Source organism: Micromonospora sp. RL09-050-HVF-A (genome assembly GCF_019374995.1).
Classification (GTDB): Bacteria; Actinomycetota; Actinomycetes; order Mycobacteriales; family Micromonosporaceae; genus Micromonospora; species Micromonospora antibiotica.
In genome coordinates this window covers 1429505-1449810 of record NZ_JAGKQP010000002.1, presented here as the reverse complement: position 1 = coordinate 1449810, position 20306 = coordinate 1429505, and the positions used below count along the sequence as shown (strand labels likewise).

The 20306-nt window shown below is 73.2% G+C and carries 13 protein-coding genes and 2 pseudogenes; 6 read left to right on the top strand and 9 right to left on the bottom strand.

The window, feature by feature from the left end; all coding sequences use genetic code 11:
• Positions 1–208 precede the first annotated feature (208 nt).
• The 3 genes from J7462_RS06705 to J7462_RS06695 are packed head-to-tail and all read right to left on the bottom strand — an operon-like array spanning position 209 to position 3598.
• Positions 209–1783 carry a hypothetical protein gene (locus J7462_RS06705; protein ID WP_219462733.1) on the bottom strand — a complete coding sequence of 525 codons (1575 nt, stop codon included), beginning with the start codon at positions 1781–1783 and terminating at the stop codon, positions 209–211.
• Entirely contained in the window at positions 1780–2670 is an 891-nt protein-coding gene (locus tag J7462_RS06700; protein ID WP_219462732.1) for a sulfotransferase, read from the bottom strand. Before J7462_RS06700 ends, J7462_RS06705 begins: the two co-directional genes overlap by 4 nt.
• Positions 2663–3598 (bottom strand): sulfotransferase, encoded by a 936-nt coding sequence (locus tag J7462_RS06695; RefSeq protein WP_219462730.1) that lies wholly within the window; start codon positions 3596–3598, stop codon positions 2663–2665. The genes J7462_RS06700 and J7462_RS06695 overlap by 8 nt, the downstream gene beginning before the upstream one ends.
• A 240-nt stretch (positions 3599–3838) precedes the next feature.
• On the opposite strand from J7462_RS06695, the gene J7462_RS06690 reads away from it, so the two are divergent.
• From J7462_RS06690 to J7462_RS06675, 4 genes are all read left to right on the top strand, one after another.
• Positions 3839–5083: a glycosyltransferase gene (locus J7462_RS06690; RefSeq protein WP_219462728.1), complete on the top strand. Its 1245-nt coding sequence runs from the start codon at positions 3839–3841 to the stop codon at positions 5081–5083.
• Positions 5080–6117, top strand: a complete 1038-nt coding sequence (locus tag J7462_RS06685; RefSeq protein WP_219462725.1) for a sulfotransferase — start codon at positions 5080–5082, stop codon at positions 6115–6117. Before J7462_RS06690 ends, J7462_RS06685 begins: the two co-directional genes overlap by 4 nt.
• Positions 6118–6120: 3 nt before the next feature.
• Entirely contained in the window at positions 6121–7032 is a 912-nt protein-coding gene (locus J7462_RS06680; protein WP_219462723.1) for a sulfotransferase, read from the top strand.
• 127 nt (positions 7033–7159) lie between these two features.
• The gene (locus J7462_RS06675) at positions 7160–9055 is read left to right on the top strand and encodes a CocE/NonD family hydrolase (RefSeq protein WP_255597613.1); all 1896 of its coding nucleotides are present in this window, start codon (positions 7160–7162) and stop codon (positions 9053–9055) included.
• Positions 9056–9107: 52 nt separating this feature from the next.
• Here J7462_RS06675 and J7462_RS06670 read toward each other — a convergent pair whose 3' ends face one another.
• The 4 genes and pseudogenes from J7462_RS06670 to J7462_RS06655 form a co-directional block, all read right to left on the bottom strand.
• Positions 9108–11201, bottom strand: coding sequence for a cellulose binding domain-containing protein (locus J7462_RS06670; RefSeq protein ID WP_219462722.1), 2094 nt, complete (start codon positions 11199–11201; stop codon positions 9108–9110).
• 299 nt (positions 11202–11500) lie between these two features.
• Positions 11501–12199, bottom strand: a complete 699-nt coding sequence (locus J7462_RS06665; protein WP_219462720.1) for an SDR family oxidoreductase — start codon at positions 12197–12199, stop codon at positions 11501–11503.
• 117 nt (positions 12200–12316) lie between these two features.
• The gene (locus J7462_RS06660) at positions 12317–13384 is read right to left on the bottom strand and encodes a hypothetical protein (protein WP_219462718.1); all 1068 of its coding nucleotides are present in this window, start codon (positions 13382–13384) and stop codon (positions 12317–12319) included.
• 306 nt (positions 13385–13690) lie between these two features.
• Positions 13691–15084, bottom strand: a pseudogene (locus J7462_RS06655) (PHB depolymerase family esterase).
• Positions 15085–15303: 219 nt separating this feature from the next.
• On the opposite strand from J7462_RS06655, the pseudogene J7462_RS06650 reads away from it, so the two are divergent.
• A pseudogene (locus J7462_RS06650) lies at positions 15304–16289 on the top strand (LacI family DNA-binding transcriptional regulator).
• A gap of 124 nt (positions 16290–16413) precedes the next feature.
• Here J7462_RS06650 and J7462_RS06645 read toward each other — a convergent pair.
• Together J7462_RS06645 and J7462_RS06640 are read right to left on the bottom strand one after the other, a co-directional pair.
• Positions 16414–17373 (bottom strand): hypothetical protein, encoded by a 960-nt coding sequence (locus J7462_RS06645; protein WP_255597612.1) that lies wholly within the window; start codon positions 17371–17373, stop codon positions 16414–16416.
• Between the two features lie 173 nt (positions 17374–17546).
• On the bottom strand, positions 17547–18914 hold the full coding sequence (locus tag J7462_RS06640) for an NAD(P)/FAD-dependent oxidoreductase (protein ID WP_219462716.1): 1368 nt from the start codon (positions 18912–18914) through the stop codon (positions 17547–17549).
• Positions 18915–19174: 260 nt separating this feature from the next.
• Between J7462_RS06640 and J7462_RS06635 the strand changes: the two genes are divergently transcribed.
• Positions 19175–20215 (top strand): alpha/beta hydrolase, encoded by a 1041-nt coding sequence (locus J7462_RS06635; RefSeq protein ID WP_308290787.1) that lies wholly within the window; start codon positions 19175–19177, stop codon positions 20213–20215.
• Positions 20216–20306: the final 91 nt, after the last annotated feature.

The following is a 20306-nucleotide window of genomic DNA, read 5'->3' as shown; positions in this document are numbered from 1 at the left end:
GCCGGGCTGAACGCCGCTGCGCCAACGTGCGGGACCATGAACAGCTGGCGATTATGTAGACGGCACGCCGAGGACAGTGCGCAAAATCGCAATGTGATCATGGGAGCCCACCGGGCTCACCCGCGCCCGCCGCACACCGCCTGCCCCGAGAGCACCGGCCCGGGGCCCCACCGCACCTACCATCGGACCGCGTGCGGTGGGGAGCCGGTCAGCGGATCGGGGCGAGGACGCTGGCCGGGTCACCCTGCGCCCGCACCAGCACCGGGCTCGGGCCGATCGGCAGCGCACCGGTGCGGGCGGTCGGGTCGGCACCGACCGGCCCCCCGGTCACCCCGCCCGTGGCCGGCAACGACACAGTGCCGGTGGAGGTCGACCAGACCACCAGGGTGCTCTCCGCACCCCGCCGGAACGCCACCCCGGTCAGGCCCTTGCCGTTCACCGGCTCGACGGTCGCGTCCCGGGCCGCCGCCGCCAGGGCGGCCATCATCGCGCCGGCCTGCCGTTGGGTGCCGTCCGGGTCGAGCAGCCCGTAGCGGACCTCCGCACCGGCCCGGTTGTTCGGGTTGTACGCCAGCGGCAACCAGAGCACCTCGTGGATGCCCCCGGCGACCAGCATGCTGACCACCTTGACCATCTCGTCACCCCGGGCCGCGGCGGCGTCGCCGCCGTCCTTCCAGAACTGCCCGACCTCCCACGCCTGCACCGGCACCCCGGACGGCGTCTCGGCCCGCAGGTAGTCCAGCAGCGCCGGCACCCCGGAGAAGTGCTCGTAGAAGTGCAGTTGCCGGACGTCGACCACCCGGTCGTCGAGCAGTTTCTCGGTGACCGCGAGGTAGGCCAGGTTGCGGGAGTTCTGCGCGTTGTCCAACGCCGTGCGCAACGCCGTCGGGTCGTTCACCGCCGGGATCAGCCGCCCCCGGGTGCCGATCCGCCGCTGGAAGTACGCCTGGTACGCGGCGACGGCCTGGTCGGGTTGCCCGGCGCGCAGCAAACGGTCGGCGACCCCCATCCCGTACGCGACGCTGCTCATGCCCGAGTCGACCACCTTGGCCTTCGGGTCGGCCGACCGGATCGCCTCGGCGGCGGCGGTGACCAGCCGGCGGTAGTCCTCCGGGCTGCCCGCCCAGTACTGCTGCGCGTTGACCTCGTTCTCGATGGCGTACTCGCCGACGCCGTACGGCGCGTACCGCTGCACCAGTGTGCGGACGAAGTTCTGGTAGGCGGCCAGGTCCGTCGGCATCGCCGACTCGGTCTTGTTGGCCTGGCCCCGGGTGAACTTCGCCGTCCCGCCGGTCGCCCAGCACACCCCGGTGCGGATCTTCAGGTGCAGGGTGATGCCGAGCTTGCGGCTGCGTTCGGCGATCTGGTCCACCGCCGCGAAGTCCGGGCTGCCCTGGGTCTTCTCGATGTCACACCAGCTCAACTCGTGGTACGTCGTCGAGCCGGTGAGCTTCTCCAGGTAGGGCACGAACTGGTCGTGCCGGGAGAAGTCCCAGTGCGCACCGAACGGGTTGCGGACCGGCGCACCGGCCGGCAGCGGCGTACCGCTGGCACCGGCCGACGGCCCGGTCGCCGACGGGGCGGGCCGGGGAGCAGGAGCGGGATCGTCCGAACAGGCCGCCCCGGCGACCAGGGCGAACAGCAGCGCACCGGCGATCAGCGTCCGCCGCCCGGCCCGGCGGGCCACCGCCGCCCCGGCCCGACGGTGTGCCGACGACCCGGCCCGGCCGGTCGCCGGTGGTCCGGCCGCCCGCCGCCCCGGCGACCCGTCCCGGCGGTTCACCGGTAGCCCAGTTCGCGCAGGGTGGCACCGGAGAAGACCCGGACCAGCACCCGCAGGAAGGGGTCCAGCTCCCGGCGGTAGGTGCCGACCCGGGAGCCGTAGATCGGGGCGTCGGTGCCGGCGGCGGCCCGCCGTCGCTCCGCCTCGGCGGTGTACTTGCCCGCCACGTCGTGCTGCTTGCCGTCGTAGTCGAGCACGCCAGCCTCCCAGGGTTCGCCGAGGAACTCGAACAGGCCACGCATGGCCTTCTCCGGGTCGGTGACCGTCTCCTCGTAGCGCAGTTCGTGGTAGCGGTCGGCCGGCAGCCGGGCCCCGGCGGCGCGGGCGATCCGGATGTAGCGCGGCCACTTCACCACGCACTTGACCGCCGACCAGTAGCCGAACCGTTTGCGGTGCGACACCACCACGTCCCGGCCGTCCCGCACGACGTGCACGAACTGCGCGTCGGGGAAGACCTCGGCCAGGAAGTCGATGGAGAGCGCGTACAGCGGGGTCTTGTCGGCCCAGCGGGTCTTGCCCCGGGAGCGGGCGTAGTCGGCCTGGATGCCGCCGAAGAAGTCGGCGATGCGGCCCAGCCAGTAATCGCGGGGGAATCCGAAGCGGGACAACCGCTCCCAGTCCCGCCCGACGATGCGTTGCATGTCGGCCAGGAACCGGGTCTCCGGGCCGCAGCTGACCCGGGAGTGCGAGTCGAGCACCAGCCGCAGCATCGTGGTGCCGGACCGCTGGCACCCGACCAGGAAGATCGGCCCCTGCGGCCGACCCGCCCCGGCTGCCGCGTCCGGCGCGGGCCGGGCCTGCGGGTCCGGTGCGGGGTCGGCCGTCCGTGCGGGCCGGGCCTGCAGGTCCGGTGCGGTGTGCGGGGCCGGGTCGGTGGGGTCAGCCATGCTCCACCGCCTCGGGTCGGCCGGCCGACGCGTCCAACCGGCCCGTCAGCTCGGTGCACAGCGCCCGTACTCGGGGGTCGATGTCCAGCCGGGGCCGCGCCGGGCTGCGGACGCCGACGTGCGCGTGCAACACCGGGTCGTACGGCAGGTCGAGGAAGGCGCACAACCGCCGGGTGTACCCGGCCGGGTCGGCGACCAGCGCGTCGTACGAGCAGAGCAGGGTGTCCGGGCGGTCGGCCAGGCCCAGGGAGAAGTACAGCGAGTTGCGGACGTACCAGAACAGGGCGGCGGCGGTGTGCGGGGTCATCCGGTCGTGGTCGAAGCCGGCGACCAGCTCCCGCGTCGACGGGTCCAGGCGTTGCCCCTGCCAGCGGTCCCCGATCGTGCCGTCGGCGATCGCCCGCAACGCCCGCAGGTTGGCGTCACCGAACTTCGCCACCTCGGAGCGGGCCCGGTCGTCGACGTCCCGGTACGCCCACAGCGCCCGCCCCGGCGCGACCCCGGACAGGTCGAGCAGCTCGTCCACCCGGTGCGTGTCGCACAGCGGCTTGACCAGCACGTACCGGTGCCGGCTGCGCCGGATGACGGCGGTCAGCACCGGGTCGGGGCGCAGCCGGAAACGGTGGAACACCACCCGGTCGTTCTCGTTGCGGACCTCCACCGACGGGTCGGCGTCCAACCCCCGGGTCAGCATGTTGGTGCCGGAGCGTTGCAGGCCCACCAGGTAGACCGGGACGGCCCGGCCGGGCGGCCCGGGATGGGTCCGTCGCCAGCGCCACTTGGCCAGGGCGGTGCGGGCCCGGTCGACCGGGTCGAGCCGGTCCTCCTCGACCAGTCGCCGGATGCCCTCGGTACGCGCCCAGCGCAGGTGCCGGCGGACCCGACGGGCGGTGTACGCCAGCGCCGAAGGTTCGTCGGGGTGGGGCACCGGGTCCTCCTCGGGCACGTCGGGCGGGGTGGGGCACACGGTACCGGCAGATCATCGCGGCTGACCACGTGGCCGTGTGGTCAGCCGGCGATGGGCCGTGTGGCTACTTGGGGATCATGAGCTGGACTCACGACACCGGTGTTGCATACGGTGGGGCCCCTGGTCACCGCTGCTGTCCGGGGCGACCACCCCACCTCCCGACCCCCGACGGACCCCAGCAGCCACCTCCGGAGCAGGCCGATGCGTGTCCTCCACGTCAACAAGTTCCTCTACCGGCGCGGCGGCGCCGAGGGCTACCTGCTCGACGTCGCCGAGCTGCAACGGGGCGACGGCGACGAGGTGGCCTTCTTCGGCATGACCCACCCGGACAACGACGCGCCCACCCCGTACGCCAGGCACTTCCCGTCCCACGTGGAGCTGGACCCGACGCCGCGCGGCGCGGGCGCCCGGGCGGCGGTCGCGGCCCGGATGATCTGGTCGCCGGCCAGCCGGCGGGGCCTGGCCCGGGTGCTCGACGAGTTCCGGCCCGACGTGGTCCACCTGCACAACATCTACCACCAGCTCTCCCCGTCGGTGCTGGCCGCGGTGCGCGCCGCCCGGGTGCCGGCGGTGATGACCCTGCACGACTACAAGCTGGCCTGCCCCAGCTACCAGATGCTCGACCGGGGCGCGGTCTGCGACGCCTGCGTGACCGGCGGTCCGCTGCGCGCGGCCCGCCGCCGCTGCAAGGACGGCTCGTTGGGGGCCAGCTCGCTGCTCGCCGTCGAGTCGTGGCTGCACCGCACCACCCGGGCGTACGGGCCGGTGCAGGCGTTCGTCAGCCCGAGCCGGTTCCTGGCCGACGTGATGCGCCGGGCCGGGGTCTTCCCCGACCGGATGCACGTGGTGTCGCACTTCGTCGACGTCGCCGCGACGGCGGTCAAGACGGCACCCGGCGGGCCGGTGGTCTTCGCCGGCAGACTGGCCGCCGAGAAGGGCGTCGACGTGCTGATCGAGGCGCTCACCCGGCTGCCCGACGACGTGGTGCTGGAGGTGGCCGGGGACGGCCCGGCCCGCGACGGGCTGACCGAGCTGGCCCGGCGGCGGGCCCCCGGCCGGGTCCGGTTCCACGGCCGGTTGGACAAGGCCCGGCTGCACGAGCTGGTCCGCTCGGCCACGGTGGTGGCGGTGCCGTCGCGGTGGAACGAGAACCAGCCGATGGCGGTGCTGGAGGCGTACGGCTGCGGGGTTCCGGTGGTCGCCTCCGACCTGGGTGGCCTGCCGGAGCTGGTGACCCCGGGGGTGGACGGTGAGGTGGTGCCCGCCGACGAACCGGTCGCGCTGGCCGCCGGGTTGCACCGGGTGCTGGCCGACCCGCAGCGGGCGTACCGGATGGGGCGGGCCGGTCGGGCGCGGGTGGAGCGGGACTTCTCCCCACAGGCGCACCTGACCCGGCTGCGGGAGGTCTACGCGAGCGCCGCGCAGGCCGTGCGGGAGCCGGTGTGAACCCGCCGGTGCGGGTGCTCTACCTGGCCGGCAGCGGACGCAGCGGCAGCACCCTGGTCACCACCGTGCTGGGCCAGTACGACGGGGTCTTCGCCGCCGGGGAGCTGCGGTACCTGTGGCAGCGCGGGGAGCTGGAGAACCGGCCCTGCGGCTGTGGCCGGCCGCTGCGGGACTGCCCCCTGTGGGACCGGGTGCGCCGGGAACTGCCGACCGACCGGGCCGCCGCGATCGCCGCCGGGCTGCGCGGCCGGCTGCGGATGCGCGGGCTGCCTGCGCTGCTGCGCCGGCACCGCCGCGGTCTCCGGCCGGTGCCCGCGCACCCCGACGACGCGGTCCTGGCCGACCTGTACGCGGCCGTGGCCCGGCACACCGGGGCACGGGTGGTGGTCGACTCGTCGAAGCTGCCCCCGTACGGTGCGTTGCTCGGCGCGCTGCCCGGCATCGAGCTGCGGGTGCTGCACCTGGTCCGTGACCCCCGGGCCACCGCCTTCTCCTGGCGTCGTCGCCGGGGTCTCGACGGCGACACCGACCCGGAGCTGATGAGCCGACCGCCGGTGTGGAAGGCGGCCCTGCTCTGGCTGGTCTGGAACACGGTGACCGTCCGGCTGTGGGGTGACCGTGCACCGGCGGGTTACCTGCGGGTGCGCTACGAGGATCTGACCGCCGACCCGGAGGCGACGCTGCGCCGGATCGTCGCCTTCGCCGGGGTCGACCCCGACGGCGGCCCGTTCACCGGCCCGGCGACGGTACGGCTGACGCCGACGCACTCGGTGGCCGGCAACCCGTCGCGGCACCGGACCGGCCCGGTGCCGATCACCGCCGACGTGCAGTGGCGGCGCGACCTGTCCCGCTGGTCGTACGCGCTGGTCACCGGGCTCACCGCGCCGGGGCTGCGCCGGTTCGGCTACCCGTGGCGGCGCGGCGTCCCGGCACCGGCCGGGGCGGGGCGGCCCGCGCGGGGTGGGCCGGCTGCGACCGGTGGACGGTCGGTGGGCGTCGGGCGGGCGGGGTCGACCGGGCACGAGGAGGGCTGAGCGATGTTGGCGGTGGTGGTGGGCACCGGGCGGTGCGGCTCGACGCTGGTGCAGGAGTTGTTGTCCCGGCACCCAGGGGTCGGGTTCGTCTCCGGGGTCGACGACAAGCTGTCCCGGCTCAACCTGGCCGGCCGGTTCAACGGGCCGCTGTACCGGCGTTCCGCGCCCCGCCCGGCGGGTATGACGTCGCTGCGGCACAGCCGCCGGCTGCTGGAGAAGGGCCGGTTGCGGGTCGCCCCGTCGGAGGCGTACGACCTGCTGGACCGGCACGTGGTGGCCGGTTTCTCCCGCCCGTGCCGGGACCTGACCGCCGACGATCTCACCCCGTACCTGCGGCGGCGGCTGCGGGCCTTCTTCGACGCCCGGATCGAACGGCAGGGTTGCCGGCTGCTGCTGCACCACGTGACGGGTTGGCCGCGCGCCGGGTTCCTGCGGGCCGGCTACCCGCAGCTGCGGGTGGTCAACGTGGTCCGCGACGGTCGGGCGGTGACCAACTCCTGGCTCCAGATGGGCTGGTGGGACGGCTGGCGCGGGCCGGACAACTGGTTCCTCGGGCCGCTGCCGACCGACCTGCGCCAGGAGTGGGAAGAATACGACAGGTCGTTCCCGGTGCTCGCCGCGCTGGGCTGGAAGATGCTGATGGACTCCTTCGCCGAGGCGCGGGCCGCGCACCCCGAGGGGCAGTGGCTCGACGTGCGCTACGAGGACCTGCTCGCCGACCCGCGCGGCGAGGTGGCCCGGATGCTCGACTTCCTCGACCTGGACTGGTCACCGGCCTTCGAGAAGGGGTTCGGGCGGTACCGGTTCCACGCCGGGCGGCGGGCCGCGTACCACGAGGAGTTGGGCGACGCGCAGCTCGCCGCCGTGGAACGGGTGCTGGACAAGCCGCTGCGGCAGTGGGGCTACCGGGACTGACCGGCACGTCCACCGCCCCGCCCGGTGTCGTCGGGGCGGCCGGGGCAAAGTTCCTACAGGTGCAGGTGGTGGTGCCGGTCGGTCGGCCCATAACGTGCGCGGTCTCGCCGAGATTCAAGGAGACCGCATGGCTGGATCGGGAACACCCCTCCGCGCCGGGGTGGCCGCACTGTCCGCGATGGTGCTCGCCGCCCTGGGCGCGGCACCACAGGCGCTGGCGGCGCAGGACGTACCGACGATCGTGGTCCAGGACGGGGTCACCCAGCCGGTGTTCGGCTATGGCGACGCCATCCGGGAACGCCTGTTCATCGACTCCACCTTCGACAGCGACAACGACGGTCTGCGCGACATCATCGCGTTCGACCTGATGCGACCGGCGGCCACCGCGAACGGGCTCAAGGTGCCGGTCATCATGGACGCCAGCCCGTACTACTCGACGGTCTGCCGGGGCAACGAGTCCGAGTGCAAGGCCGACCTGGACGGCGACGGACTGCTCGACAAGTGGCCGCTGTTCTACGACAACTACTTCGTGCCGCGCGGCTACGCGGTGATCCTGCTGGACATGGTGGGCACCAACAACTCCACCGGCTGCCCCACCACCAACGCCAACCAGGACAATCTCAGCGCCAAGCAGGCGATCAACTGGCTCAACGGCCGGGCCACCGCGCGCAACGCCGCCGGTCAGGTGGTCACCGCCGACTGGCACAACGGCAAGTCGGGCATGATCGGCAAGTCGTACGACGGCTCGCTGGCCATGGCGACGGCGGTGACCGGCGTCAAGGGCCTGACCACGGTGGTGCCGATCAGCGGCCCGACCGAGTACTACGACTACGTACGCAGTAACGGCGTGGTCACCCGGGGTAACAGCTACGTGGCGTCGCTGGCCAACACGGTCACCAACCCGGAGCGGCGGGACTACTGCAAGCCGGTACGCGACGCGATGGCCGCCGCCGACGGCGACGAGACCGGTGACTACACCGCCTTCTGGAACGAGCGCAGCTACGTCAAGAAGGTCCCCAACATGACCGCCAGCGTGCTGCTCTACCACGGTCTCAACGACGACAACGTCCGCGCGGACCACTTCAGCAAATTCTGGTACGCCCTGGCGGAGAACAACGTCCAGCGCAAGCTGTGGCTCTCCCAGGAGGGGCACGTCGACCCGTTCGACTCGCGGCGCGCGGTGTGGGTGTCCACCCTGCACCGGTGGTTCGACTTCTGGCTGCACGGGATCGCCAACGGCATCATGGACGAGCCCCGGGTCGACCTGGAGCGGGCCGCCGACGTGTGGGAGACCCACGCCGACTGGCCGATCCCCGGCAAGGCCGACACCGAGGTGTTCCTCCAGCCCGGCACCACCGGGGCGGGGGGCCTGAAGCTGGTGCCGACGGCCAAGCCGGCGACCGGCGCGTTCCAGGACAGCCGGACCCAGAGCCAGAACACCATGATCCTCAACCCGGACACCGTGCAGCCGAACCGGCTGGCGTTCCTGTCCGCGCCGCTGACCGCGCCCCTGCACATCTCGGGCACGCCGAAGGTGCAGCTGCGGGCCTCGGCCGACCAGACCGACACCAACTTCGGGGCGATCCTGGTCGACTACGGCACCGACGAGCGGGTGGCGCACCGGGCCTCCGGTGAGGGCATCGTCACCCTGGCCACCGAGGACTGCTGGGGGCTGAACAGCCCGACCGACGACGGCTGCTACAAGCAGACCGCCAAGCGGGTCGCCACCGCCGACTACGAGCTGGTCACCAAGGGCATCATGGACGCCCAGAACCGGCAGTCGATCCGGACCGCCGTGCCACTGGTGGTGGGGGAGTCGTACAACTTCACCTTCCCGCTGCTGCCGGAGGACTACGTGTTCAAGCCGGGCCACCGGATCGGCGTGATCATCGTGGCCAGCTACCCGCAGTACTCCAGCCAGGCGGACACCACCGCCGCGAACATCCAGGTCGCCCTGAAGAGCAGCAAGATCGTTCTTCCGGTGGTCGGCGGCACCACCGCCGCCCACGCGGCAGGTTTCTGACCGCTCCCCGGGGTGGCCGCCGCAGCACCGCTGCGGCGGCCACCCCGCCCGGTCACCCCACCGTGCAGGGGGTGCCGTTGAGCACGAAACCGGTGGGCGGGACGTTCGGGCCGCCGTAGGACCCGACGAAACCGGCGGTGGTGCTGCCCCCGGCGGCGATCCGCCGGTTGTCGTCGGTGCTGGCGACCGTCACGGTACGCCCGGTCTGCGTCCAGGTGGCGCTCCAGCCGCTGCTCACCTGCTGCCAGCCGGTCGGCCAGCTCCAGGTCAACGTCCAACCGTCGACGGGGTTCGCCCCGTTGTTGACGATCTCGACGTTGCCGACCCAGCCGTTGCCCCAGTCGCTGGCGGTGGTGAGCCGGACGGTGCAGGCGCTGTCGGCCGGGCCGGCGGTGGTGAACGTGACCGGCGACGACGACCAGGACACCTTCCCGGCGGTGTCCCGGGTCAGCACGTTGAGCGTGTACCGGGTGCCCGGGACGAGGTTGTCCACGGTGAACGAGGTGCCGGCCGTCTCACCGAGCTGCTCGCTGACCGTGCCGTTCTGCCGGTACACCTCGTACTTGGCGATCGGGGCGCCCTTCGGCGGGGCCGGCGACCAGGAGATCGTCGCCGACCTGTCGGTCACCCCGCTCGCCGTCGGCTGCCCCGGCGGGGCCGGGTGCGCGGTGACCGGGGACGAGGGCCGCAGCACCAGCGTGGTCAGCGAGTACGCCGGCAGCGTCCGGCTGGCGGCGCTGCCCGACTGCCCGGTGACCACGCCGGACGCCCCGTTGGTCAGCGAGTACGTCGTCGGCGCGGCGTCCGACGGGGTGAAGCCGGCGTAGTCGATGGTGACCGGTCGGGCGTTGGCCGGGTCCTTGTTGACCAGCAGCACCGCGAGATCCCCGTCGGCCCGCCGCACGGCGTGCGCGGTGACCAGCGGCTCGTCGGTGGCGGCGCGGACGAACTGGTCACCCGGCCGGGCGAAGAGGTTCATCATCGACAGCCCGTGGTACGGCGCGAACGGGGTGTTCAGCGGCGGTTCGCAGACCGAGTTGTCGGCGGTGCACCCGCCGCTGGACAGCAGCCCGAAGTCGCCGTAGTCGGTCTGCCCGCCCACCTGCGACACGGTGCCGATGCCGTTGTGCACGTTCCACCACTGCACGGTGAAGACGCCGTTCTCCAGCAGGTCGCTGTAGGCGTCGGCGAGGAACAGCGCGCCCGGCTGGGTGTTCTGCCCGGTGCCGACGTTCAGCTCGGTGAAGCTGATGCCGATCCGGGTGGCGTTCGGGCCGGCGTACCGGGCGAGCTGGTCGCGCAGCAGGTGGGCGGCCTCGTCGATGTGGGCCGTGCGGGCCAGCGACTCGGCGGCGGTGCCACCCGGGTACCAGTGCACGTCCACGAAGTCGATCTTGGGGCCGGCGATGGAGAGCACGGTCCGGTTCCACGGGCCCGGGTCACTGCCGGCGGTGATCCCGTCCGGCCAGTTGCCCGGCATGGTCAGCACCGCGCCGACCTTGACCGTGGGGTCGACCGCCTTCATCGCGTCGGCGTAGTCGACCACCAGCCGGGCGTACTGGCTGGCGCTCTTGTCGGGGTGGTCGTCTGCCTCCCAGGCCGACCCGTAGTGCCCGTTGCCGTAGTTCTCGTTGCCGACCGTCCACCACTTCGCGCCGTACCCCTTGGTGACGTTGGCGTAGCGCACCCAGTCGGCGGCCTCGGCGGGGGAGCCGGTGCCGTAGTTCGCGATGATCATCGGCTGCGCGCCGACCCGCCGGGCGGCGGCCATGAACGTGTCGAAGTCGGTGTTCGGGGCGACGTACCCGCCGGGCGCGGTGTGGTCACGCCAGTGGTAGATGTCGGCGTACGAGCCGCCCGGGTAGCGCATCATCCGCACCCCGGCGGCCTTGAGCAGGTCCGACGTCTCGGCCGTGCCGAGCTGGGAGTCCCAGATGGCGTGGTTGACGCCCAACGCGGTGGCCGGCACGGTGGCCAGCCCGGCGTTGGCGTTGACGGTCACGGCCACCGGGTCGGCCGCCGCGTCGGCGGGCGACGGGGCGGTCACGGCGAGCCCACCGGTGGCGAGCAGCAGGCTCGCGGCGAGCGCCGTCCAGCGCTCCCGGCGACGCGACGGGCGCGACGACGGGGCGGAATCTCTGTTCATACGGGTTCCTTCGTGGGTCACCACAGCACACCGCCCGGCCGGTCGGGGTTGCGTCGCCCACGAGGGCGTCGAGACGGCGGGCGGGACTGATGGACGGGAGTGCTGGCGTCGTTCCGTCGTGCTTGTCGCCGTCCCCCGGAAACCCAACGGCTCCCGGTTGCCCTGGACGACTGTCAGCCCCGCGCGCGGCAGCCATCGACGCACCAGAATCCCACGACGATCGTCGCGAATTCAAGGCGGTGGGCCCGGGTGATGCCGTGCCGTGCCGCCGGTCGGCCCGGTCGCACGGCCGGGACGGCTCAACGCCGGGCAGCCACCCTCGCCGCGACCCCGGCCACCCGCACCACCACGGCCATCCGCCGGGGCCGGGAGACGACCGCCGGCCGGGTACGCAGGCAGTCGCGCACCACGTCGGCGGCCCGCTCCACGCTGAGCAGCATCGGCTTGACCGGTGACTTCGCCATCTTGGTGTCGACGAACCCGAACCGCACGACGGTCACCCGCACCCCGTGCGGGCGCAGCGCGCCCCGCAACCCCACCAGGTACGACGTCAACCCGGCCTTGGCGGCGGCGTACCCGGGTGCCTGGGCCGACGGGGCGGCGTCGGCGAGGCTGGACAGGCCCACGAGGTGCCCGCCGCCCCCGGCCACCATCGCCGGCACGACCACCTCCACGGTGCGCGCCGCACCGATCAGGTTGACCTCCAGCGCCCGGGTCTGCGCCGCCAGGTCACCGAGGTCGAAGAACTCACCGACCCCCGCCGCGTAGACGCACACGTCCACCCCGCCGAGCCGGTCGACCGCCCCGGCCAGCACCGTGCGGTAGGTGTCGCCGGTGACGTCGGCGACGTGGTGGGTGTACCCGGGGGCGGTCAGGTCGCTGCCGCTGCGGGACACCCCGGCGACCGTCCAGCCGGCCGCCACCAGTTGCCGGGTCAGGGCCAGCCCGACGCCGTCGCTGTTGCCCACCACGACCGCCCGTCGCCCCTGCGCATCCATGCCCGGACTCTAGCCACCACCGTCCGGCCCGGACTCCGCAGACCACCGCCCGGCCCGCGACACGACGCCACCCCGCCCACCGGGTCGGTGGACGGGGCGGCGGCGCAGCGGCAACCGTCAGGGCTGGCCCTGGTAGATCTCGTCGTCGGCACCCCGGACGAAGAGCCGCACCAGACCGCCGTAGACGCTTCCCGCCGGAGCGGAGATCGTCTGGCCCGGGCCGTCGACCGTGCTCCAGCCCGTCCACGCGCCGGAATCCTGGAGATACCAGGCGGTGCGCAGGTCGTCGCCGCCGGTACGGACGAAGACGTGCAGCCCGCCACCGTAGACCAGGGCGGCCGGCGCGGACGCCGCCCGTGCGGTCCCCGGCACGTCGCCCCACCCCGACCAGGCCCCGGTGGACAGCGAGTACCTGTTGGTGCGCACGTTGCCGTTCGTGCCCCGGACGAAGACGTGCAGGTCACCGCCGTAGATGGCGGCGGACGGGGCCGAGTTGGCACCGGTCGGGCCGGCCAGGGTCGCCCAGCCGGACCAGGCGGCGGTGTCCAGCGTGTACTGGTTGGTGCGGACCTTGCCGTTCGCGCCCCGGACGAACAGGTGCAGTTGGCCGCCGTAGACGGTGGCGGACGGGGCCGACGACGCCGACGTGGTGCCACCGACCGTGCTCCAGCCGGACCAGGCGCCGGTGTCCAGGGCGTACCGGTTGGTGCGGATCTTCTGGTCGGACTGCACGAACAGGTGCAGTTCCCCGCCGTAGACGGCCGCCGCCGGTGCCGAGGTCGCCATGGCGTCACCGGGGACGGTGGACCAGCCGGACCAGGCGTCGGTGTTCGTGTCGTACCGGTCGACCCGTACCTGCCCGTCGGGGCCCTGCACGAAGACGTGCAGGTCGCCCCCGTAGGTGGCGGTGGCCGGCGCGGACCGGGCCTGCGCCGTACCCGGCACCGGCGTCCAGCCCGCCGCCCGCGCAGCCGAGGGGCGGGTGGCGGTGCCCACGGTGCGGGCCTGCGCCGCCGCGTCGCCCGGACGGGCGGCTGCGGAGGCGACGCCCGTGGCGGGGCCCGCCGGGTGGACGCCCGCCGGCACGGCGGCGGCGGGGGTGGCGACGAGGGTGACCACGCCCAGACCGAGAGCGAACGCGGGCAACCGGTACCGCACCAGTTTCATCGATCGATTCAGACGCATGCATGCTCCCTTGTGGACGACCGGTGGTGACGACGGCTCGGTCGCTTGCGGCTGGCCCACCGGGCTGCGAACCCGCCGTTCCCGCGCCGGCCGCCGCCCCGCATCCCCGGGCGACCCCCCGTCGCCGCCACCCTATCCACCCACCCCCGTCCCCACATCCACCAAACCACCCCCACCAAACCACCCCCACCCGCTAGTGCGGACCGCCGCCGCCGGCGGTCCCGGTGGCGGCGGTGATCAAGAGGTTTACGTCACCCGGACCGGTTCTCCTGACGCAAAGCTCTTGATCACCGCCAGTGGGTGCGGTCAGACGACCGCGCAGGGGGAGCCGTTGAGGGTGAAGAAGGGCGGTTTCGCGGTGTTGCCGGTGTGGTTGGCCTGGAAGCCGATGCTGACCGAGCCACCCGGGGGGATCGAGCCGTTGTAGGAGACGTTGGTGGCGGTGACCGCCCCGCTGGTCGGCGAGTAGGTCGCGTTCCAGCCGCTGGTGATGGTCTGCCCGGCGGGCAGGGTGAACGCCAGGTTCCAGCCGTTGATCCCGGTGTCCCTGAGGGTGGTGATCGTGATCGCGGTGGTCAGGCCCGTGTTCCAGGCGTTCACGGTGTAGGCGATCCGGCACTCGGCCCCCGGGCCCGGGGTGGTGGGCGTGGGCGGGAACGGCGTCGGCGGCGTGGTGGTCGGCACCGGCGGCGTCGTCGGAGGCGGCGTGGTGGTGGGCGGCGGAGTGGTCGGGGGCGGGGTGGTCGGCGGTGCCGTGGTCGGGGCGGGGTGGTGGTCGGCGGGGCGTCCAGGCCGAAGAACCGGATCGCCTGCGCCGCGTCGACCGGCAGGTTGTGCGTCACTCCCTGCATGCTGATCGCCTCGACCGGCGCGGTGCCGCCGCTACCGCCGTACCGGGTACGGGTGTAGCCGGCCTGCGGGGTGTCGGTGAACGTCGGCGTCTGGCTCAACCCCTGCACGTTGGTCCACTGCTTGACCTCCTCGCCGAAGTTCGGATAGCGCAGGGTCTCGTCGTTGGTGCCGTGCCACAACTGCATCCGGGGCCGCTTGCCGGTGTACCCCGGGTAGGCGTTGCGGACCAGGTCACCCCACTGCTGCGCGGTCTTCGTCACCTGCCCGTTGGCGCACTGGCTGTTCCACTCCGAACCGTCGGTGGTGGCGAAGCAGCCGAACGGCACCCCGGCGAAGGCCGCACCCGCCGCGAACACGTCCGGGTAGTCACCGAGCAGCACGTTGGTCATCATCGCCCCGGACGAGGTGCCGGTGGCGAAGATCCGGTTCGGGTCGACGGGGTACCGGGCCCGGACGTAGTCGACCATCGACTTGATGCCCACCGGATCGCTGCCCCCGTCGCGGCGCAGCGCCTGCGGGGAGGAGACGTCGAAGCACTTGCTGCTGCGGGTCACCGACGGGTAGATGACGATGTAGCCGTACCGGTCGGCCAGGGCCGCGTACTGGGTGCCGGAGTAGAACGCCGGACCGCTGCCGGTGCAGTAGTGCACCGCCACCAGCAGGCCCGGTCGGGGAGCCACGGTGTTCGGCACGTACAGGTACATCTGGAGGTTGCTCGGGTTGGCCCCGAAGTTGGTCACCTGGGTCAGCGCCGCCGCCGAGGCCGGGGTGGGGGCGGCGACCGCGGCCAGCGCGGTGAGCGCGGCGGCGACCAGGGCGGTGCCGAACAGTTTGATCCTGGATCTCATGGGCGGGTTCCTCCGGAGGATCGCGGACATACGGATCTACCGATCGAGGCTGCCCGGCGCTCGATCATGTCCGGCTCAGGAACATCCATGAGTATCGTTAGCCTGTCGTCGGCTCGCAAGGCGACCCGTACCACCGGAACTTCCGGTCGCCGCCGGGCGTGGACACCGGCGAACGGCGGGACCACGCCAGTGGATAATGACCCCATGCGTGGTCCTGCGATGACGGACGTCGCCCGCCTCGCGGGAGTCTCCCACCAGACGGTCTCCCGGGTGCTCAACGACCACCCGAACGTCCGGGAACAGACCCGGGTACGGGTCCGCGCGGCCATCGCCGAGCTGGGCTACCGACCGAACCGGGCGGCGCGGGCACTGGTCACCGGCCGCTCCCAGCTGATCGGGGTGGTCGCCCAGAACAGCACCCTGTACGGTCCGGCGTCGCTGCTGGCGGCCCTGGAGCAGGCCGCCGCGTCGGCCGGCTTCGCGGTCAGCGTCGGCAGCGTCAGCACCCTCGACCGGCGGTCCATCTCCGCCGCCGTGGAGCGGCACCTCGACCACCGGGTCGCCGGCATCGTGGTGATCGCCCCGGTGGCCTCGGCCGACGAGGCGCTCGACCACCTGCCGCACGGGGTGCCGCTGGTCACCGTCGACGGCGATCCGGCCCGGGAGGCGGCGCTGGTCACCGTCGACCAGGCGGCGGGGCCGGGCTGGCCACCCGGCACCTGTTGGACGCCGGGCACCGCACGGTGTGGCACGTCTCCGGCCCGGCGGACTGGTTCGACAGCGCCGGGCGGGTCGAGGGCTGGCGGGCGGCGCTGCGGGCGGCCGGCGCGGAGGTGCCGCCGGTGCTGTCGGCCGACTGGAGCGCGGCGTCCGGCTACCGCTGCGGGCAGATGCTGGCCCGGATGCCGGAGGTGACGGCGATCTTCGCGGCCAACGACCACCTCGCGCTGGGGGTGCTGCGGGCGCTGAGCGAGCGGGGGCGTCGGGTGCCGGAGGAGATCAGCGTGGTCGGCTTCGACGACGTGCCGGAGGCGGCGTACTTCATCCCGCCGTTGACCACCGTGCGCCCCGACTTCGACGCGGTGGCCCGCGCCGGCCTGGCGATGCTGCTACGCCAGATCGAGGCCGGCCCGGGAGCGGTCGAACGGCACACCATCGCCCCCACCCTGGTCCACCGCTCCAGCGTCACCGCACCCCCCACCTAACCCCTACCTAACCCCCACCCCCACCCCCACCTGGCGGCGGTGATCAAGAGGTTTGCGTCAGGTTGGAGATCAACGGTGACGCAAACCTCTTGATCAACGGGGTTGGCGGCGGGGTTGGGGTGGGTCAGTTGTAGGGCATGGTGGGGAACCAGCCGATGCCGAAGATCGCCGGGACCCGGAGGTCCCAGTAGACGACGGTGAAGACGCCGAGGGCGACCAGCAGGGCGCCGGTGACCAGCGCCGAGCGGGTCGGGTCGGTCATCCAGCGCAGGAAGCCTCCCCGGGTGACCAGCACGACGACGACGAAGAGCAGCGTCACGATGACGATGTTGCCCAGCGACTGGAGGGTGAACGCCGCCGCGCCGTACAGCGGGTTGCCGGTCTCCACCGCCCAGTGGAAGAGCTTGTTGAACAGCGGGTACGGCCGTCCGATGAGGAAACCGCCGATCAGCGCCCCGATGAGCACCACCCGGGCCACCGGCCGCCGGGCGAACACGTCGGGCACCAGCCCGAGAGCACCCAGCCCGAGCAGGGCGAGCACCAACCCGATCACCCCGAAGACCACCGACGACTGGATCAGCCGGACCGGCATGCCACCTACCGTCTCGGTGGACAGCTGCGGCAGGCTGTCGCCGATCAGCACCCCCACCGCGCCGTACGTCGCGGAGACCGCGATCATCCCCAGTGCCAGCCAGCCCACCGGGCGGACCAGCGTACGCAGTTGGTGGCGCAGCCGGGTGGGCGATCCGGCCTGGCTCAGCGGCCCGACCGACGCGACCATCGCGATGTTGCAGGCGGTGAAGGTGCCGGCGAACCCGGACACGAAGGCGAACAGCAGCCCCGCGCCGGTGCCGCCGATAGCGGTCGCCTTCGCGTCGTGGCCGAGCAGGTTGTTGGCCACCGTGTCACCGATGACCGAGTCGACGAACTCGAACGACCAGAGCACCGCCAACAGCACCCCGGCGGCAGCGCTGACCAGGGCGGCGGTGCCGTGCCGGGCGGGTGCCGGTGAGACCGGTCGCACCGGCGTCGGCGACACCGGCCGGCGGGGTGCCGGGGAATCGGGGCTTTCTCGCAGGGCCATGGTGCCTCGTCTCTGCCGATCCGGGCGGGCCCACGGCCGACCGACAGCGACCCGACCCGGCAGGCGCCCGGCCCACCGGGCCCCGGGCCTGACGGGTGACGCCGTGTGCCGTCGCACCCGCCGGGCAGCGACCGCTGCCCGCTCACAGCATGCCGACGCGTACCGGTGCGGTCTTATTCGAGCGTGCCGACTTTTCTCGGCCTGTCGAACCGCCGGGCCGAACCGTCCGACCCGCGCAGCACCCGCGCCGCCACCGTCGGCGCGAGCAGCCGGCGCGGTGGGTCGACCAGGTTGAGCACCCGCAGGAACGCCGCACCGAGCGTCGGGTTCGCGGTGGCGGCGGCGTGCAGCCGGTGCACGTAGGCGTTGGTCAGCCGGACCCGCGCCGACCGGGGGCCGGGGACCTCGGGGAAGCGCAGGTCGGTGCCGACCGCGATGGACCACGGCATGTCGATCACCCGGGCCGCCCGCCGGAAGAACCGCCGGGCCAGCCCGTGCGGCCCGGCGGGCAGCAGTCGGGCCAGCTCCACCGCCTGCAACGCGGCCGCCGTGATGCCCTGCCCGTAGATCGGGTTGAAGCTGCACAGCGCGTCGCCGAAGACCAGGTAACCGGCGGGGAAGCGGCGCAGCCGCTCGTAGCGGCGGCGGACGCTGGCCGGGAACCGCATCCGGGCCGGCGCACCGAGCGGGCGGGCCTGCCGCAGCAACGCGCCGATCTCCGGCGCCGGCAGGCTGTCGGCGAAGGCGAGCAGGCCGGCGTCGTCGAGCGGCGGTTCCTCGCCGAACATGCCGCTGAGGGCCACCGCGAACCGGTCCTGCTCCTGCACCGCCACGATCCCACCGCGGGTACGACCGGGCACCGCGTTGGTGAGGACCCCGAGCAGCCCGTCGAGCTGCTGTGGTTGACGGTGGTAGAGCCGGGTGACGTAGGTCAGCCCGACCGGCACCTGTTCCTCCGGGGCGGGGCGGTAGCCGAGTTCCGCCAGCCACACCGGGCTGCGGGTGCCCCGCCCACCGGCGTCGACCACCAGTTCGGCGGAGAGTTCCCGGGTGGTCGAGGGGCCGTCGGCCCGGCGGTGCACGCGTACGCCGGTCACCCGTCGCCGGTCCGGTGTGGTGGTCAGGGCGGTGACCTCGTGGCCGGGCAGGATGGTCACCCCGGGCAACGCGGCCACCCGGTTGCGGATGACCTGCTCCAGCAGGGGGCGGCCCACCCCGATCGCCCGCAGTCCGGACGCCGCCGGCTGCATCAGGTAACCGTCGTTGTACCAGCGCACGTCGCCGTGCAGGTCGATCAGGGGCGCACCGAGCGCGACCAGCTCGTCGGTCACCCCGGGCAGCAGTTCCTCCAGTACCTGCCGTCCCCGGTCCAGCAGCACGTGCAGCTGTCGGCCCTGCGGCACCCCGCGTCGACTGGCGGCCTGCTCGGGCAGGGGATCGCGGTCGACCAGGGTGACCCGGCCGTGGGTTTCGCTGAGCACGCGGGCGGCCAGCAGCCCGCCGATACTCGCGCCGACCACCACCGCGCTGTCGGTCGCCATACTCCGACGCTAGGCGTACGGCTGTCGTCCTGTCGTCTCGCAACGTGCGCTTCATCGACCATTGACGTGGTCACCGTACCGGGGAAGGGTGACATGATGCGACGGCGCGAATCCCATCCGTCGTCGTACGACGTGTTGCGGGGCGACCGTACCGACCCGCCGGGGCGCCGTCGCCCGGTCCGGCACGGGCGGGTCGGGGCCTGCCCCGGCCGCGGCCTCCGCGTCACCTGACAGTGCTGATCCGGACGAAAGGACTCCTCGTGCGCCGCTTCCCGCGAACGTCCGTCTTTGCCGGTGACCCGGTGCCGCGCCGCCACCCGTGGCGTCGGGTCGTCGCCGCCGTGGCCGGGCTCGTGCTCCTGCTGGTCGCCGCCCCCAACGCGGTCGCCGGTCCGCCCGGTCCGGCCGGGACGGCCGACCGGGCGCTGCCCCCCGGGTTCCGGCACGGCTTCGTCGAGGTCGAGGGGACCCGGCTGCACTACGTGCGTGGGGGGAACGGACCGGCGTTGGTGCTGCTGCACGGTTGGCCGCAGACCTGGCAGGCATGGCGGCCGGTGCTGCCCGCGCTGCGCGCCGGCCGGACGGTCGTCGCGTTCGACCTGCCCGGTCTGGGGGACTCCGCCGCGCCGGCCGGCGGGTACGACAAGGCCACCACCGCCCGCCGGTTGCACGCCGCGACCCAGCAGCTCGGCCTCGGCCGGGTGGAGTTGCTCGGCCACGACGTCGGCGCGTTGGTGGCCTACCCGTGGGCGCGGGACTACCCGGCCGACGTGTCCCGGATGATCGTCATCGAGACCGCGCTCTCCGGCTTCGGCCTGGAGGACCTCTACAGCCGCAGCTGGCACTTCCTGTTCAACGCCACCCCGGCGCCGACGCCCGAGCTGCTCATCGACAACTCGGACGTCGAGGTCTACCTGGACCGGATCTTCGACTTCTCGTCCCAGCACGACACCATCGACCGGCCGGTCTACTACCGCGCCTACCGCGACCCGGCCGACCGGACGGCCGGCTACGAGTACTACCGCGCGTTCAACACCGACATCGCCGACAACCGGGCACAGGCCGCCGCCAAGCCGGTGACCGTGCCGGTGGTGGCGATGGGCGCGGCGTTCTCCTTCGGCCCCGGGGTCGCCGCCTCCTACCGGCAGGTCGCCACCGACGTGCGGCAGGTCGTCGTACCGGACTCGGGCCACTGGGTCCCGGAGGAGAACCCGCAGTTCCTCATCGACTGCACCAGGTTGTTCCTCGGCCTGCCCGGGGCGCCGACTCCGACTCCGGCGCTGGCCGGCTGCGCCGCCTGATCCACGGCCCGGTGCCCCGCACGTCGTACGTGCGGGGCACCGGCGGATCGGGGCCCGGCACGGGTGCCGCCAGCCGGCCGGGACGTGGGTG